The 15,431-nt window shown below is 69.0% G+C and carries 16 protein-coding genes; 5 read left to right on the forward strand and 11 right to left on the reverse strand.

The window, feature by feature from the left end:
* Positions 1-14 precede the first annotated feature (14 nt).
* Positions 15-1,337 (reverse strand): class I SAM-dependent methyltransferase, encoded by a 1,323-nt coding sequence (locus EJK91_RS17050; protein ID WP_125079512.1) that lies wholly within the window; start codon positions 1,335-1,337, stop codon positions 15-17.
* 74 nt (positions 1,338-1,411) lie between these two features.
* Here EJK91_RS17050 and EJK91_RS17055 point away from each other — a divergent pair, with 74 nt between their 5' ends.
* Positions 1,412-2,644 (forward strand): FAD-dependent oxidoreductase, encoded by a 1,233-nt coding sequence (locus EJK91_RS17055; RefSeq protein WP_125079513.1) that lies wholly within the window; start codon positions 1,412-1,414, stop codon positions 2,642-2,644.
* Here the strand turns inward: EJK91_RS17055 and EJK91_RS17060 are convergent.
* The 3 genes from EJK91_RS17060 to EJK91_RS17070 all read right to left on the reverse strand — a co-directional run bounded on the left by EJK91_RS17060 (position 2,641) and on the right by EJK91_RS17070 (position 6,193).
* Positions 2,641-3,945, reverse strand: a complete 1,305-nt coding sequence (locus EJK91_RS17060; RefSeq protein ID WP_125079514.1) for a class I SAM-dependent methyltransferase — start codon at positions 3,943-3,945, stop codon at positions 2,641-2,643. The genes EJK91_RS17055 and EJK91_RS17060 overlap by 4 nt on opposite strands.
* The gene (locus tag EJK91_RS17065) at positions 3,942-5,321 is read right to left on the reverse strand and encodes an FAD-binding oxidoreductase (protein ID WP_125079515.1); all 1,380 of its coding nucleotides are present in this window, start codon (positions 5,319-5,321) and stop codon (positions 3,942-3,944) included. The genes EJK91_RS17060 and EJK91_RS17065 overlap by 4 nt, the downstream gene beginning before the upstream one ends.
* A gap of 107 nt (positions 5,322-5,428) precedes the next feature.
* Positions 5,429-6,193: an Rv3717 family N-acetylmuramoyl-L-alanine amidase gene (locus EJK91_RS17070; protein ID WP_125079516.1), complete on the reverse strand. Its 765-nt coding sequence runs from the start codon at positions 6,191-6,193 to the stop codon at positions 5,429-5,431.
* A 118-nt stretch (positions 6,194-6,311) separates the two neighbouring features.
* On the opposite strand from EJK91_RS17070, the gene EJK91_RS17075 reads away from it, so the two are divergent.
* From EJK91_RS17075 to EJK91_RS17085, 3 genes are all read left to right on the forward strand, one after another.
* On the forward strand, positions 6,312-6,647 hold the full coding sequence (locus EJK91_RS17075; RefSeq protein ID WP_024443029.1) for a YbaB/EbfC family nucleoid-associated protein: 336 nt from the start codon (positions 6,312-6,314) through the stop codon (positions 6,645-6,647).
* Positions 6,648-7,259: a recombination mediator RecR gene (gene recR, locus EJK91_RS17080; protein ID WP_024443030.1), complete on the forward strand. Its 612-nt coding sequence runs from the start codon at positions 6,648-6,650 to the stop codon at positions 7,257-7,259.
* 138 nt (positions 7,260-7,397) lie between these two features.
* A complete protein-coding gene (locus EJK91_RS17085; RefSeq protein WP_125079517.1) occupies positions 7,398-8,255 on the forward strand; it encodes a hypothetical protein in 858 nt (285 codons plus the stop codon).
* On the opposite strand, the gene EJK91_RS17090 is transcribed toward EJK91_RS17085, so the two are convergent.
* The 7 genes from EJK91_RS17090 to EJK91_RS17120 form a co-directional block, all read right to left on the reverse strand.
* The gene (locus EJK91_RS17090) at positions 8,252-9,433 is read right to left on the reverse strand and encodes an NAD(P)/FAD-dependent oxidoreductase (RefSeq protein WP_125079518.1); all 1,182 of its coding nucleotides are present in this window, start codon (positions 9,431-9,433) and stop codon (positions 8,252-8,254) included. The genes EJK91_RS17085 and EJK91_RS17090 overlap by 4 nt on opposite strands.
* On the reverse strand, positions 9,430-9,612 hold the full coding sequence (locus EJK91_RS17095) for a rubredoxin (RefSeq protein WP_024443033.1): 183 nt from the start codon (positions 9,610-9,612) through the stop codon (positions 9,430-9,432). The genes EJK91_RS17090 and EJK91_RS17095 overlap by 4 nt, the downstream gene beginning before the upstream one ends.
* Positions 9,609-9,782 carry a rubredoxin gene (locus tag EJK91_RS17100; protein ID WP_024443034.1) on the reverse strand — a complete coding sequence of 58 codons (174 nt, stop codon included), beginning with the start codon at positions 9,780-9,782 and terminating at the stop codon, positions 9,609-9,611. The genes EJK91_RS17095 and EJK91_RS17100 overlap by 4 nt, the downstream gene beginning before the upstream one ends.
* The gene (locus tag EJK91_RS17105) at positions 9,782-11,005 is read right to left on the reverse strand and encodes an alkane 1-monooxygenase (RefSeq protein WP_024443035.1); all 1,224 of its coding nucleotides are present in this window, start codon (positions 11,003-11,005) and stop codon (positions 9,782-9,784) included. The genes EJK91_RS17100 and EJK91_RS17105 overlap by 1 nt, the downstream gene beginning before the upstream one ends.
* A 106-nt stretch (positions 11,006-11,111) precedes the next feature.
* Positions 11,112-12,380 carry a PucR family transcriptional regulator gene (locus EJK91_RS17110; RefSeq protein ID WP_036458203.1) on the reverse strand — a complete coding sequence of 423 codons (1,269 nt, stop codon included), beginning with the start codon at positions 12,378-12,380 and terminating at the stop codon, positions 11,112-11,114.
* A 13-nt stretch (positions 12,381-12,393) separates the two neighbouring features.
* Positions 12,394-13,107 carry a type 1 glutamine amidotransferase gene (locus tag EJK91_RS17115; RefSeq protein ID WP_024443037.1) on the reverse strand — a complete coding sequence of 238 codons (714 nt, stop codon included), beginning with the start codon at positions 13,105-13,107 and terminating at the stop codon, positions 12,394-12,396.
* On the reverse strand, positions 13,100-14,326 hold the full coding sequence (locus EJK91_RS17120; RefSeq protein ID WP_024443038.1) for a Mur ligase family protein: 1,227 nt from the start codon (positions 14,324-14,326) through the stop codon (positions 13,100-13,102). The genes EJK91_RS17115 and EJK91_RS17120 overlap by 8 nt, the downstream gene beginning before the upstream one ends.
* A gap of 189 nt (positions 14,327-14,515) precedes the next feature.
* Here EJK91_RS17120 and EJK91_RS17125 point away from each other — a divergent pair.
* Positions 14,516-15,431: DEDDh family exonuclease (locus EJK91_RS17125; RefSeq protein WP_125079519.1), on the forward strand; the 916-nt coding region annotated here is incomplete at its 3' end.

Raw genomic sequence — 15,431 nt, forward strand, 5'->3', positions numbered from 1 at the left:
AGGGGCTGGGCCCGCTAGGGAGTCCACCAGGGCCGTAGCGGCAGACCCCCATCCCCGCCCTGCTGGTCGACGTTGCCGGCCAGCACGTGGTGTAACTGACACTGGTTGCGCTCGAAGCCGATCACCGCAGCCGCCATGTACAGGCCCCACACCTTGGCGCGGCCCAAGCCGACTTCGGCGACGGCCTCGTCCCAGTGGTCCACCAGGTTCTGGCACCAGCCGCGCAGCGTCTTGGCGTAGTGGAGCCGGAAGTCCTCCTCATGCAGGACCTCGAGACCGGTCTGCTGGATCTCGGCGGTGATGCTTCCCACGCCGGTGATCTCGCCGTCGGGGAAGACATACCGGTCGGTGAACGGGTCGCCCTTGTAGACGGAATTGTCCGCAGTCGTGATGCAGTGGTTGAGCAGCAGGCCACCGGTGCGCAGCTTCGATTTGAGGAAGCGGAAGTAGGCCGGGTAGTTCTTCACCCCGATGTGCTCGGTCATGCCGATCGACGAGACGCCGTCGAACTCGGTCTCGCGCACGTCCCGGTAGTCGCAGTGCCGGACCTCAGCGAACTCGGAGAGTCCTTCCTCGGCGATCGCCCGCTGCGCCCAGGCGACCTGCTCTGCAGCGAGGGTGACGCCGAGTGCGTGGACCCCGCGGCGCGCGGCGTAGCGCACCATGCCGCCCCAGCCGCAGCCGACGTCAAGCAGGCGATCGCCGGGCTTCAGCCGCAGCTTCTCGAAGATCAGCCGGTACTTGTTCTCCTGGGCTTCCTCCAGCGTCGCGTCGGCGGACGGGTAGATCGCGCAGGTGTAGGTCATCGACGGGCCCAGCACCCACTCGTAGAAGGTGTTCGACACGTCGTAGTGGTGATGAATCGCGTCGGCGTCCCGAGACTTGCTGTGCCGCAGCCCGCTGGCGTTGCGACGCCATTTGGGTGGCGCCTCCTCCGGCGGCGGAGCGACCGGCTTGAGATTCCTCAGCCCGATGGAGCGGACGATGTTGGCCATATCGCGTGGCGACGGGCGTTTGAATTCGAGATCCGCCATGGCGTTGAGCACGTCGTAGGGATTCCCCGGGTGGACGCCGCACAGTTCCAGGTCACCCGAGATGTAGGCCCGGGCTATGCCGAGTTGGCCCAGTGAGGTGGCCAGGTAGTTGGTCGCCCGCGGATTCAGCAGTTTCACGCCCAGTTCCGCGTCGCTGGGCCCGACGCTGCTGCCGTCGTAGGCAGAGATCTTCAGTGGTGGTGGCTGCCCCCCAGCGGCCAGTAGCACCAGAATCTCGGCCAGCCCCAGCTTGCCGTTCGCGGTGGTGGTGTTCGTGCTTTGGTTGAGTGTTTTGACCGCCATGATCTAAGCCCCCCTTGTCCAGATGCGAGTAACCGCTCGGGCGTCACCTCAAACTCGCGTAGCGTTGCACCGCGATGGGACAGAGAACCGAGGCAACCACCTGCGCGATCGTCGGTGGCGGACCGGCAGGCATGGTTCTCGGGTTGTTGCTGGCCCGGGCCGGTGTGCAGGTGACGCTGCTGGAGAAGCACGCCGACTTCCTGCGCGATTTTCGTGGCGACACCGTGCACCCCACCACCCTGCGCCTCCTCGACGAGCTCGGGCTCTGGGAGCGCTTCGCGACGCTGGCGCACAGTGAGATCCACCAGGTCAGCCTCGACATGGGCGGGCGCGGCGTCACGGTGGTCGACTTCGGTCGGCTGCGCCGCCAGCCGCATCCCTACATCGCGATGGTGCCGCAGTGGGACCTGCTCAACCTGCTCGCCGAGTCCGCACAGACCGAGCCGACGTTCACCCTGCGAATGCAGAGCGAGGTGACCGGACTGCTGCACGAGGAAGGCCGGGTGGCCGGAGTGCGCTACCGCGATACCGAGGGCACCGGCGAGCTGCGTGCCGATCTCACGGTCGCCTGCGACGGGCGCTGGTCGGTGGCGCGGCATGAGGCGGGCCTGCACTCACGCGAGTTTCCGGTGAACTTCGATGTGTGGTGGTTCCGGCTGCCGAACGACCGCGCCGCCCAGCCCACCTTGTTGCCCCGCCTCGGGCCCGGGCGGGCCGCGATCATGATTCCGCGGGACAGCTACTTTCAGGTCGCCTACCTGGGCCGCAAGGGCACCGATGCGGACAAGCGGGCGCGCGGTATCGAGGCGTTCCGCCGCGACGTGGTGGAGCTCATCCCCGAGGCGGCGGACTCGGTGGAGGCGCTGCAGAGCCTGGACGACGTCAAACACCTTGATGTGCGGCTGAATCGGTTGCGGCATTGGAGCATTGACGGATTGTTGTGCATCGGCGACGCCGCACACGCCATGTCGCCGGTGGGTGGGGTCGGCATCAATCTGGCGGTGCAGGACGCGGTGGCCGCCGCCACCGTCCTGGCCGAGCCGCTACGGCACGGCCGGGTGACCGTCGGGGACCTGGCTGCCGTGCAGCGCCGCCGGGAGCTTCCCACCGTCGTCACCCAGTCGATCCAGCGGGTGGCGCACCGGGCGCTGAACCCCATCCTGCGCGGTCAGAACCTCAGCCCGCCGGCGAGCGTGGGCACGCTGTTCGCGGTGTTGCCCTGGCTCTCGGCGATTCCGGCATACCTGGTCGGGGTGGGCGTGCGCCCGGAGCGGGCACCGGCCTTCGCGCGCCGCCAGAACCCCTAGGGTCGCCACCACGGCCGCAGCGGCAGGCCGGCGCCGTCGCCGCCGTTGACCGCCAGCGCGTGATGAAGCTGAATGCCGTTGTGCTCGAAGCCCAGCCGGGAACCGGCCATGTACAGCCCCCACACCTTGGCGGTGGCCAGCCCGACCTCGGCCACCGCGTCGTCCCAGTGCGCCACCAGGTTGGCGCACCAGTCGCGCAGGGTCAGCTCGTAGTGGTTGCGCAGGTTCTCGGTGTGCAGCACCTCTAGGCCGACGTCTTGGATCTCGCTGATGATGCGGCCGGACCCGGCCAGCTCCCCGTCGGGGAACACATAGCGGTCGATGAAATCGCCTGCGGTCGCACTGGATTTGTTGTCCGCCCGGGTGATGCAGTGGTTGAGTAGCAGACCGCCGGGACGCAGCTTGGACTTGAGGAACCCGAAGTAGGCGGGGTAGTTGGCCACCCCGATGTGTTCGGTCATCCCGATCGAGGAGACCGCGTCGAATCCGGATTCGCCGACGTCGCGGTAGTCGCAGTGGCGCACCTCGGCCCGGTCGGCCAGGCCGGCGTCGGCGATCGCGCGCTGTGCCCACTGGGCCTGCTCGGCCGACAGCGTCGCACCAATGGCGCGCACCCCGTGCCGTGCCGCGTAGCGCACCATGCCACCCCAGCCGCAGCCCACGTCGAGCAGTAGGTCGCCGGGGCACAGCCGCAGCTTGTCGAAGATCAGCCGGTACTTGTTCTCCTGGGCCTGCTCCAGCGTCGCATCCGGCGAGGGGTAGACCGCGCAGGTGTAGGTCATTGACGGCCCGAGCACCCATTCGTAGAAGTCGTTGGACACGTCGTAGTGGTGGTGAATCGCCTCGGCATCGCGAGACTTGCTGTGCCGTAAGCCTTCCGCGATGCGCCGCCACCGGGGCAGTGCCTCTTGGGGTGGCGGGGCGATCGGCACCAGATGTTCGATCCCGATCGAGCGCACGATGTTGGCGAGCACTCTGGGCGAGGGCCTTTTGAAGTGCAGCTCGTCAGCCAAGGCCTTGAGCAGCAGATAGGGATCCCCGGGATGCACGCCGTGCAGCCCCAGGTCGCCGGAGATGTAGGCGCGGGCCATCCCCAAGTCACCCGGTGCGGTGGCCAGATAGGTGGTGCCGCGCGGGGTCAGCAGGTCCAGGCCCAGGGGCGCGTCGTCGGGGCCGGTACTGCTGCCGTCGTAGGCGGTGAAGCGCAGCGGCAGGTGTCCGTCGGTGGCCAGGGTCTCCAGCACCTGGGCCAGGCTCAATCTGCCGGTCGGCGTGCGTACCTGCTCGCTGTCGATCGTCATCGTCGTCGCACCGCCTTGGCGTAGAGGTCCAGTAGCCGCGAGTCGGGGTCGTAAGTCTTCTTGATCCTCCGATAGGTTTCACCGCCGTAGAGTTCGTCAAACTCCGCGGCGGTGTAGTAGGAGTCGGAGTACAGCGACTTGTGGCCGTCGAGCTCGCTCACCTTGGCCTCGATCAGTCGATTGGTGGCTCCCTCGGTGGCGCCGGCCGGGACCGACGACCAGAACCCGACGTTGACGTAGGTGCGATTGGACCGGATCGGGTACAGCGGCCACTCCTCGTCGCCGCGCAGCCGTAGCGGACACAACCACACCGGCTCGATCGGGACGTGGGCGAAGAACCAGTCCAGAAACTGCCGGCAGCGCTCCAGCGGGACCTCGATGTCTTGCACCACGCGCTCACGTGGCGGCCGATGATTGCGCTTCTCGATCCGGTCGGCGATGGCGAAGCGCTGGTCATAGGCGATCAGCTTCGAGTAGACACTGCTGCGCCGGTAGCGCCGCGGCCACCACCGCCGCACCAGGGGCCGCTGCGCTCCGAACGCGCGCGAGCACCAGAACCAGTCGGTGTCCCAGCGCCAGAGGTAGTCGTGGATGGTCAGCCGGTCGTCTTTGATCCCCTGCGCATGCCGGATCGAGCGGTAGTAGATCTGCTGGCCGGTGTAGTCGCTGACCGCGCCGGGCGAATCGGTCGCGATACCGACGCACAGGTAGCTCTCCCGGGGGCTGAACACCACCCCGTCGAGGTAGTCCACCGGAACACCTTCGAGCCCGCCGGTGTCGATGATGCGGTCCATCGTCGACACCAGCTCGTCCAGGGAATCGAATCGGATGTGCCGCAACGCGACGAAGGGCTTGACCGATTCCAGCTCGATCCGCAGCCGTGTCGAATACCCGAGCGTGCCATAGGAATTCGGAAACGCGTGGAACAGATCTTCATGCTGGTCGCGCGACACAGTCAGCAGTTCGCCGCTGCCGGTGAGTACGTCCATCTCCAGCACCGACTCGTGGGGAAGCCCGTTGCGGAACGACGCCGACTCGATGCCCAGGCCGCTGACCGCACCGCCGACGGTGATCGTCTTGAGCTGCGGGACCACTAACGGCGCCAGGCCGTAGGGCAGGGTGGCGGCGACCAGATCTTCATAGGTGCACATGCCGTCGACGTCGGCGGTGCGGTTCTCCGGGTCGACGGCGATGACGCTCACCAGGCCGGAAGTGTCCAGACCGGGGGCTTGGCGCTTCGCGCGGGCCCGAAACAGGTTGGAAGTGGGCTTGGCCAGCCGGACCGATTCGTCGGCCGGGATGTTGCGGTAGCTGTCCAGCAGCCGTCGCACCCCCCGCGTGTGGGATGTCGGTGTATCGGCCGGCCGAACGGACATCACTTCCTACGCTAACGGCGGATCGGCGGTTCCGCACGCCACGGCCGGCTTCGGGTCTTTCGCGTCGGCCCTCGCTGAACCTGCGTCGGCCCTCGCTGAACCGCCGGTCAGGGCAGCTGCGCTTGACTGCTCAAAAAACTGGCGATGCCGCGCGCCACCGCGTCGGCGTAGCGCTGGCGGCCCGCAGGACTCTCCATCAGGGCCGCATCGGTGGCGTTTTTCATGTTGCCCAGCTCGACGAGGATCGAGGGGTACTGGGCCAGGTTGAGCCCGGCGAGGTCGGCGCGACCCTTCAAGCCGTCAGTGCCGATGTAGTTGGCCGGAGGAATGCCGGCGGCCTGCAACTGACTGCGCATGATCTGGGCGAACCGCACCGCCGGACCCTCCTGCGCCGGGTTCAGCGGAGGTGCGGAGTAGTTGACGTGAAATCCGCGGCCGGCCGGCTGTCCGCCATCGGCGTGGATGGACACGATGGCATTGGGGTGCAGCGCATTGGCCGCCGCGGCGCGTGCGTCGATGCACGGCGCCGGCCCGTTGTCGTCGCCTCGCGACATCGCGGTGCGGACCCCGGCGGAGTTGAGGGCTTGGCGGATCCGCAGTGTGGTGTCCCAGGCAAAGCTGTGCTCGGGATACCCGGAGTTGGTCGCGGTGCCGCTGGTCTGGCAGTTCTTGGTGCCGCCCCGGCCGTTGGGCACCTGACGTGACAGCGCAGCGGGGTCGCCCGCGCCGCTGTGCCCGGGGTCGAGGAACACGATCATGCCGGCGATGTTGGTGGGGGCGGCTGAGGACGGCGGGGCGCTCGGCACCGCGGCGGCCACCACCAGGCCGGCGGTGATCGCGATACCGACACGGACAAGAACTGGTACGCGCACGCCGCCAACGTAGGCCGGGGCCGACTACGCTGGAATTCTCACACGCACCGGGTCTCGCAGCTGAAACCGAGCCGCAACCCAATCGAGACCACGCACACCACAACGCAAGGGGAGTGTCATGCAACCAGGAGGCCCGCCCGACATGTCGGCGTTGCTGGCCCAGGCTCAGCAGATGCAGCAGCGACTGCTGCAGGCGCAGCAGGAGCTGGCCGTCACCGAGGTGCACGGAGAGGCCGGAAACGGCCTGGTCAAGGTCACCTCCAACGGCAGCGGCGAGGTGCTCGCGGTGCACATCGACCCGAAGGTCGTCGACCCCGAGGACATCGAGACCCTGCAGGACCTGCTCGTGGGAGCGCTCGCGGACGCCTCGAAGAAGGCGCACACGCTGGCCCAGCAGCGGCTCTCGCCGCTGGCCGGCGGCATGGGCGGCGCGCTCGGCATGCCGGGAGCCTAGGTGTTTGAGGGTCCGGTTCAGGACCTGATCGACGAGCTGGGCAAGCTGCCGGGTATCGGCCCCAAGAGTGCCCAGCGGATCGCGTTTCACCTGCTGTCAGTGGAGCCGCCGGAGATCGACCGGCTCACCGCGGTGCTCACCAAGGTGCGCGACGGGGTGCGGTTCTGTGAGGTGTGCGGCAATGTCTCCGACGCGGAGCGCTGCCGGATCTGCGGGGACCCCCGCCGCGACTTCGCCCAGATCTGCGTCGTCGAGGAGCCCAAGGACGTCGCGGCCATCGAGCGCACCCGGGAGTTCCGCGGCCGCTACCACGTACTCGGCGGCGCGCTGGATCCCTTGTCGGGGATCGGGCCGGAGCAACTGCGGGTGCGTGAGCTGCTGAATCGGGTCGGGGAGCGCGTCGACGGGGTTGACGTCAGCGAGGTGATCATCGCCACCGACCCCAACACCGAGGGTGAGGCCACCGCCACCTATTTGGTGCGGGTGCTGCGTGACATTCCCGGGCTCAGCGTGACGCGGTTGGCGTCCGGTTTGCCGATGGGCGGCGACCTGGAATTCGCTGATGAGCTGACTTTGGGCCGGGCCTTCACCGGCCGCCGCGCCATGGCCTGACCCGTCTCTCCCGCGAGCCCCGGGGGTGCCTCCCGCGAGCCTGTAGTTGGCGTGGCCGCTACTCGCACTTTCTCGCGCCAACTACAGCCTCGCGGAGGTTCGAGGCCAAATGTCGGTGTGTGGGACCAGCATGTCGCCATGACGGCGGTATTTCTGGGCAGCGAAGCGCTGGCACAGGGCGTTGTGACCGAACACGAGCTTCGGCGCTGGCACCGGGCCGTCTTCCGAGACGTCTACGTGCCTGGCGGACATGAGCTCACGGTCCGTGACCGGATCGAGGCGGCGTGGCTGCGGTCGGGGCGCAAAGGCGTGATCGCGGGAGTCGCGGCCTCTGCGTTGCATTACGCCGATTGGGTCGACCTCGACATTCCCATCGAGTTGATCTGGTCCAATACCCGCCCACCGCGCGGCCTGATCGCCCGCGATGAAACCCTGACCGACGACGAGCTCACCCAAGTCGCCGGCATACCGGTCACCACACCTGCCCGCACCGCCTACGATCTGGCCCGCCACCTGCCCCGCGGCAAAGCGCTGGCCCGGCTCGACGCCCTGGCCCGGGCCACTCCGTTCGGTACCGAGGACGTGCTGCTGATCGCCAAGCACCACCGCGGTGCACGGGGTTCACGCCGGCTGCGCTCCGTGTTGCCGCTCGTCGACGCCGGCGCCGCCTCACCCAAGGAGACCTGGCTGCGGCTACTGCTGATCGATGCAGGTCTGCCCACCCCGACCACCCAGATCCCGGTGTGCGACCGCCGCTACTGGCCGTTTGCATGGCTTGATCTGGGGTGGGAGCGCTACAAAGTGTCCGCCGAATACGACGGGGAACATCATCAGAAAGATCGTGCGCAGTACGTCAGAGACCACCAGCGTCAGCGCAGACTGGAACGCGCGGGCTGGATCAACATCCAGGTGATCAACGAGGACAACCCCCAAGAGACCGTCCAACGCGTCACCGCGGCGCTCCACGCCCGCGGTTGGCGCCCCTCACACCCCTAGACCGGCTGCAGCACGTCGGCGATCGCCACCCCGGCGGCGATCCCGGCGCGGGCCGTGCGCACCTTCTCCGGGATACCGGCGCCCACCACCGCGACCAGTACCCCGGCCCGCTCGTAGTAGGCCAGGAAGCGGCGACCGTCATCGTCGACCACGTGCACGGTGTCGCCGGCGCGCGGGCTTCCCAGGCACTGAATTTTGACGTCGTACTGGTCGCTCCAGAAGTAGGGCACGCCCGGGCTCACCACTGCTTCCAGGTTCAGCATCGCCGCCACCAGGGTCCTCGCCTGCTCGGCGACGTTGCTCCAGTGCTCGACGCGGATCTGGCTCCCGGTCGCATCCCGCCAGGACGCCACGTCGCCGATCGCCCACACATCGGGGGCGCTGGTGCGCCCGACCGCGTCGCAGACGACACCGTCGGCCACCGCGATATCACTGCCGGCCAGCCAGTCGCTGGCCGGGCGTGACCCGATGCCCACCACCACCAGATCGGCCGCCACCACCGAGCCGTCGGAAAGCGTCACCGACTCGACGCCGTTGCCGCCGGAGACGGCGTCCACTGTCACGCCGGTGCGCACGTCGACGCCCTCATCGCGGTGCAGCCGGGCGATCAACGCCCCGACCTGCTCGCCGAGCACGCCGGCCAGCGGTGCGGGCTGCGGCTCCACCAGCGTCACCTGCACACCCAGGCCGCGCAGGCTGGCGGCCACCTCGCATCCGATGAAGCCGGCGCCGATCACCACGGCGCGGCGTGCGCTCGCGGCCCGGCGCTGCAGCGCCACACAGTCGTCGAGCGAGCGCAGCACGCAGAGGCCGTCCAGGTCGCCGAACGCCGCAATGCGGTTGGGCACCAGGCCGGTGGCGATCACCAACTGCTGGTAGCCGATCAGCTGTCCATCGGCCAGCTCCACGGTGTGCGCCGCGGCGTCGATACCGACAGCCGGGACACCGAGGCGCAAGGTGATGCCGTTGTCGTCGTAGAAACTCGCCGGCTTCAAAGCTATGTCGTTTGGGTCCTCCACCTCGCCGCGCAGCATCTGCTTGGACAGCGGCGGCCGGTCGTAGGGCGGGTGAGCTTCGGCGCCGACGATCGTGATCGGGTCGCCAAAGCCGTTGCGCCGAAGCTGTTCGGCGGTGCGTACCGCCGCCAGGCCCGCCCCGACGATGACCACTCCGCTCACGGCCGGACCACTTCCACCATCTCGAAGTCCGCCTTGGCCGCGCCGCAGTCCGGGCAGCTCCAGTCCTCGGGGATGTCGGCCCAGCGGGTGCCGGGCTCGATGCCGTCTTCCGGCCAGCCCAGCGCCTCGTCGTATTCGAAGCCGCACTGCAGGCACCGGAACAGTTTGTAGTCGCTCATGAGTTCACTCCGATCACTTCGAAATCCAGCTTTTCGCGTACCGCGCAGTCCGGGCAGGTCCAGTCGTCGGGAATCTGCTGCCACGGCGTGCCGGCCGGGAATCCCTCGCGGGGTTCCCCGTTGACCTCGTCGTAGCGGTAGCCGCAGCCCGGGCATTCATAAACCGCCATCAGGCCACCGCCCCGTAGCGAGCCAGTACCTTGCCGCGCACCCGGGGGTGGATGTTGGCCCGGGTGATGTCACCGGCGTAGTGCTCGAGCACCCGGTGATCCATCAGCTTGCGCCACACCGGCGGGAAGTAGGTCACCCCGATCAGCGCTCCGTATCCGGCCGGCAGGTTCGGCGAGTCGTCGAAGCTGCGCAGCGTCTGGTAGCGCCGGGTGGGGTTGGCGTGGTGGTCGCTGTGCCGCTGCAGGTGGTAGAGGAACAGGTTGGTCACCATGTGGTCGGAGTTCCAGCTGTGCTGCGGTGTGCAGCGCTCGTAGCGGCCGCTGGCCTGCTTCTGGCGGACCAGCCCGTAGTGCTCGAGGTAGTTCACCGACTCCAGCAGTGACGACCCGTAGATCGCGTTGATCAGCACGTAGGGCAGCAGCGCCACGCCGAACACCGCGATCATCACGCCCCAGAACAGCACCGACATCGCCAGCGCGTTGACCACGTCGTTGTCCGCCCAGGTCCGCGGGTTCCACGGGCTCTTGCCGGTCCGGCGGACCCGCTGGGCTTCCAGCTCCCACGCCGAGCGGATGCCGCCGAAAGTGCTGCGCGGCAAGAACTCCCAGAATGTTTCACCGAATCGGGCCGACGCGGGGTCCTCGGGGGTGGCCACCCGGACGTGGTGGCCCCGATTGTGCTCGACGTAGAAGTGGCCGTAGCAGACCTGGGCCAGGGTGATCTTGGCCAGCCACCGCTCCAGCGACTCGCGCTTGTGGCCCAGCTCGTGGGCGGTGTTGATCCCGACCCCCGCCACGGTCGCGGTGGTGAGCGCGACCCCGATCTTGCCCAGCCAGCCCAGTGACCCGTCGAACCCGAGCCAGCCCAGGTCCGAGGCGGTGAACAGGTAGGCGCCGAAGATCGCGCTGGCGTACTGGAAGGGGATGTAGGCGTAGGTGGCGTAGCGGTAGTACTTGTCGTTCTCCAGCGCCGCCATCGCCTCATCCGGCGGGTTCTGACCGTCGGCGCCGATCCAGAGGTCCAGCGCCGGTAGCAGCACGTAGAGCAGGATCGGCCCGATGTACAACGGCAGCTGCGCCGCGGTGTGCAGGCCGGCCTGGTTCAGGGCCCACACCAGCGGCAACATCAAAAACAGCATGGTGGGCACCACCAGGCCCAACAGCCACAGGTGACGCTTCTTGTCCTGCCAGAGCTTCGGTTCGCTGGCCATCTCGGTGCTCATCGCGTTCAACCCCTCGCCTCGGTCACACCACGTGTTTTCGGATGTGCCTGACATTAGGGAGCGCCGCAGCCTCGCCGCTCGTCCCGCGCGGCCGGAATTCGGCCGACTATTCGTCTCCGGGAGACAACACCGCGGTGCCGTACCACTGACACAGCAGCAGGGCGATCTCGACGTCTAAGCGATCGCCGGCGATCGGGCGGCCGCGGCGCTCGACCGCCCGCTGCACTCGGTACTTCACGGTGTTGACATGAAAATGGAGTTGCTCCCCGGCCGCCTTGAAGCTGGATCCGGTTCGCAAGAACACCCGCAGGGTGTCGCGCAGCCGGCCGTCGCTCTCGGTGGCGCAGGCCAGCGGGCCGAGCACTTCGGCGACCCAGGCCCGCGCGGCAGTCAGGTTGTCGCCACCGAGCAGGGCCGCTGCCCCAAGCCCGGGGTCGCGGGCCGCACTGACCCGATTCGCGCTTTCGCCGGAGGCGACCGCCAGGGCGTTCGCCGCCAGCGCCTGCTGGTGCGACCGGCGGAACCCCTCGACTCCGGGCAGCGGATCGCCGATCGCCACCCACGGCTCGCCTTCCGCGGCAAGCGCGCAGGCGCGGATCTGTTCCACCACGTCGTCTGCGGCGTCCGAGGACAGCGGAAGCCACGCCCACCCGCATGCGCTGTCAGCCGGGACGAACAACGGAGACCCGTGCACCGGCAGCGTCTCGGCCAGGTTCTTGACGAAGGCCTCCGCCGCCGCCAGCCGGTCGCCGGCCGAGTCGGGGTACCACACCACGATCCCGGCGTGGGTGCGCCGCAGCGGGTAGCGGATCGCGGTCGTCATCGCGTCGACGTCCAGGCTCTCGTCGGCGAGGATGTCGCGGACCCGCAACGCGCGCACCGCGTTTCGGCTCTCCAGCCAGCGTTCCCGTTCGGCCTGATAGACGGCCGACACCTGCTGCGACATCTCGTCGATATAGCCGAACATGATCGTCGACATGGTGCCGAGCACGCTCAGGCTCAGGTCGGGTTCCAGCGCGGCAGAACGGATCTCCTCCAGCACCAGCTGCAGCGCCACCGAGTGGCCCAGCCGGTAGCCGCGCACCAACGCGTTGACCGGCACCCCGCGCTGCGCCAGCCGGCGGGCGTGTTCCAGGGCGACCGGCGGTGCCGCGATGTCAGCCACCGGAATGTTGTGCCGGATCGCCGAGAAGTACGTGTCGACGTTGGCCGACACGGTCTCATGCAGCAGCTGCAGCAGCGACGAATCGCTGGTGAGGTCCGGCGACTCCTTGGCGACCAGATCCTCGATGACCCCGATGGTGCCGGCCAGGCGCTCGTCGAGGCGCTGGGAGATTGCGATCGCGGCCTGGGCGACGGCGCTCTGATCGGTCATGGTCAGACCGTAGTCAGACCCGCCGGGGCGCAGCCAGCCGTTCGCGGCGCAACGCGTCCACTTCCGGCAGCTCCAGGGGCGCCAGGTCGCCGACCACCTTCGACAGCAGCAGATCGGCCAACTCCGGGTTGCGGGCCAGGCACGGCCCGTGCAGATAGGTGGCGACGACGCTGCCCTGCACCGCGCCGTCGTAGCCGTCGCCCGCCTTGTTGCCGGCACCCTTGGTGACCGCACTCAGCGGCGCGGCGTCCGGCCCCAGCACGGTGCCGCCGCGGTGGTTCTCGAAGCCGGTCAGTGGCGCCGACAACCCCGCCAGCAGCGGCGTGGCCACCACCTCGCCGATGGTGCGCGACTCCTGCGGAGAGGTGGTCACATCGAGCAACCCGACGCCGTCGACCCGCTCACCGGCCGAGGTCTCATACCAGTGCCCCAGCACCTGAATGGCCGCGCAGATCGCCAGCACGGGCGCTCCGCGCGCCGCCGCGCGCTGCAAGCCCGGGTGGGTGATCAGGTGCCGGGTGGCCAGTCGCTGTGCGTAGTCCTCGGCGCCGCCCAGGGTGTAGAGGTCCAAAGACTCCGGCACCGGTTCGGCCAAGGTGACCTCGACGATCTCGGCGGGAATCCCGCGCATCAGCAACCGTTGACGCAGCACCACCGCGTTGCCGCCGTCACCGTAGGTCCCCATCACGTCGGGCAGCACCAGCCCGATCCGAACGGTGTCAGCCATCACCCAACCTCCGCTGCAGCGCCAGGAACGCGGTGTAGTTGGCCACCACCTCGACCGGCCCGGGCGGGCAGGACGCGATCGCCGCGAGGGTGTCGTGCACCAGGGTGTGCTGTACCCCGGCGTAGCCCAGCCGCACGGCCAGGTCGGTGCCGCGCTCGCCGGCCGCCACCACGGGCACAGTGTCGAAGTGCTCGAAGCGCACATCCCACAGCCAGGACAGGTCTTCGCCGTCGGGCACCTGACCGTTGACAGCGATCACCACCCCCGCGGCATGTTTGTCCACCATCGACAGCGCCTCCTGCCAGCCGGCCGGGTTCTTGGCCAGCAGCATCCGCAACGTGTGCTCGCCGACCCGCACACTGCGGTAGCGGCCGGCCACTTCGTCGACCGCGGAGACCGCGGCCACCGCTTTGGCCGGATCGGCGCCCAGGGCGACGGCGGCGGCGACGGCCTGGGCGGCGTTGCCGCGGTTGACGGTGCCGGGCAGGGCCAGTCGCATCGGCAGCACCAGCCCGTCCGGTCCGTAGAGCGCGTCGTCGTCGAACCACCACTGCGGGGCGGGACGGCTGAACTCGCTACCGCTGGAGCGCCAGTGATCCTCCTGGCGGTCGATCACCTCGCCGCTGCGCGGGCAGCTGACCGAGTCGCCCGACCAGCCGGCACGCGCGGCGACCCAGACCACGTTGGGGCAGTCGTAGGCGGCCGAAGTCATCAGCACGTCATCGCAATTGGCGACCACCACCGTCTCCGGATGACGGGCCAGGCCGCTGCGCAGCGCGCGCTCCACGGCGTTGATCTCGCCGACCCGGTCCAACTGGTCCCGGGACAGGTTGAGCAGCACCACCACGGCCGGCGATACCGCATCGGCGACGTGCGGGACGTGCATCTCGTCGACCTCGAGCGCCGCCAGTTGCGCGGTGCGGTCGGCGGCCAGCGCCGCAACCAGCCCGGCGTCCATGTTGGCGCCCTCGGAGTTGGTGGCCACCGCGCCCAGGTCGCTCAGTGCGGCGGCGAGCATGCGGGTGGTGGTCGACTTGCCGTTGGTGCCGGTGACGATCGCGGTGCGTCGCCCCGTGCCGAGCTGACGCAGGATCGATCGGTCCAGGGTCATCGCGATCAGACCGCCGATCATCGCGCCCGCACCGCGGCCGGTCACGCGCGACGCCCACCGGGCGCTCGCGCCGGCGGCCAGGGCCAGGCGTCCTCGGGCGGTGATCACTCGGGAAGTTTAGGGCGACCCGCTTCGCGCGGCGCGGGCGCCGTGCTTGCGATCGCCCTGGGAAGTTTAGGGCGACCCGCTACGCGCGGCGCGGGCGCCGTGCTTGCGATCGCCCTGGGAAGTTTAAATTGCCCCGACACGGGCCCTTGCCGCCCGGCCATCGTCCGACCCGCATGCCATCCTCGTCACATGAGTGCTCGGTGGGGCCGACCGGCTCGCGAACCCGGCGACGGCTGGGTCGTGGTCGATGTCGAGACATCGGGGTTTCGGCCCGGGCAAGCGCGGGTGCTCAGTGTCGCCGCGTTGGCGCTCGACGCCGACGGCCGGGTGGAGCAGTCGGTGTCGCACCTGCTCAACCCGGGCACCGACCCCGGGCCCACCCATGTGCACGGGCTGACCGCGGAGATGCTGGCCGGGCAGCCGCAGTTCGCCGACGTGGTCCACGAGGTGGTCGCACTGCTGCCGGGGCGGACCCTGGTGGCCCACAACGTGGCGTTCGACTACACGTTCCTGGCGGCCGAAGCGGAGATGGCCGGTGCGGTACTGCCCGTCGATTCGGTGATGTGCACCCTGGAGCTCGCGCGGCGGTTGGACCTGGGCCTGCCCAACCTGCGGTTGCAGACGCTGGCCGCGCATTGGGGCGTCGTCCAGACCCGCGCGCACGACGCACTCGATGACGCGCGGGTGCTGGCCGGGGTGCTGGAGCCTGCGCTCCAGCGCGCCCGGGAGCGTGACGTGTGGTTGCCGGTGCGGCCGGTGACTCGGCGCCGGTGGCCCAACGGCCGCATCACCCACGAGGAACTGCGACCGCTGAAGGCGCTGGCGTCGCGGATGCCCTGTGCCTACCTCAACCCGGGTCGCTACGTGCGGGGACGCCCGCTGGTGCAGGGCATGCGGGTGGCGTTGTCGGCGGAGTGCACCCGCACCCATGAGGAGCTCGTCGAACGCATCCTGCACGCGGGGCTGGCCTACAGCGACGTCGTCGACGCCCACACCTCACTGGTGATCTGCAACGAGGGCCGCCCCGAACAGGGCAAGGGTTACCTGGCGCGCGAGCTGGGCGTACCGATGGTCTCGGACCAGGACTTCATGGCGTGCGTGGGCC

Source organism: Mycobacterium sp. P7213 (genome assembly GCF_900604305.1).
GTDB lineage: Bacteria > Actinomycetota > Actinomycetes > Mycobacteriales > Mycobacteriaceae > Mycobacterium.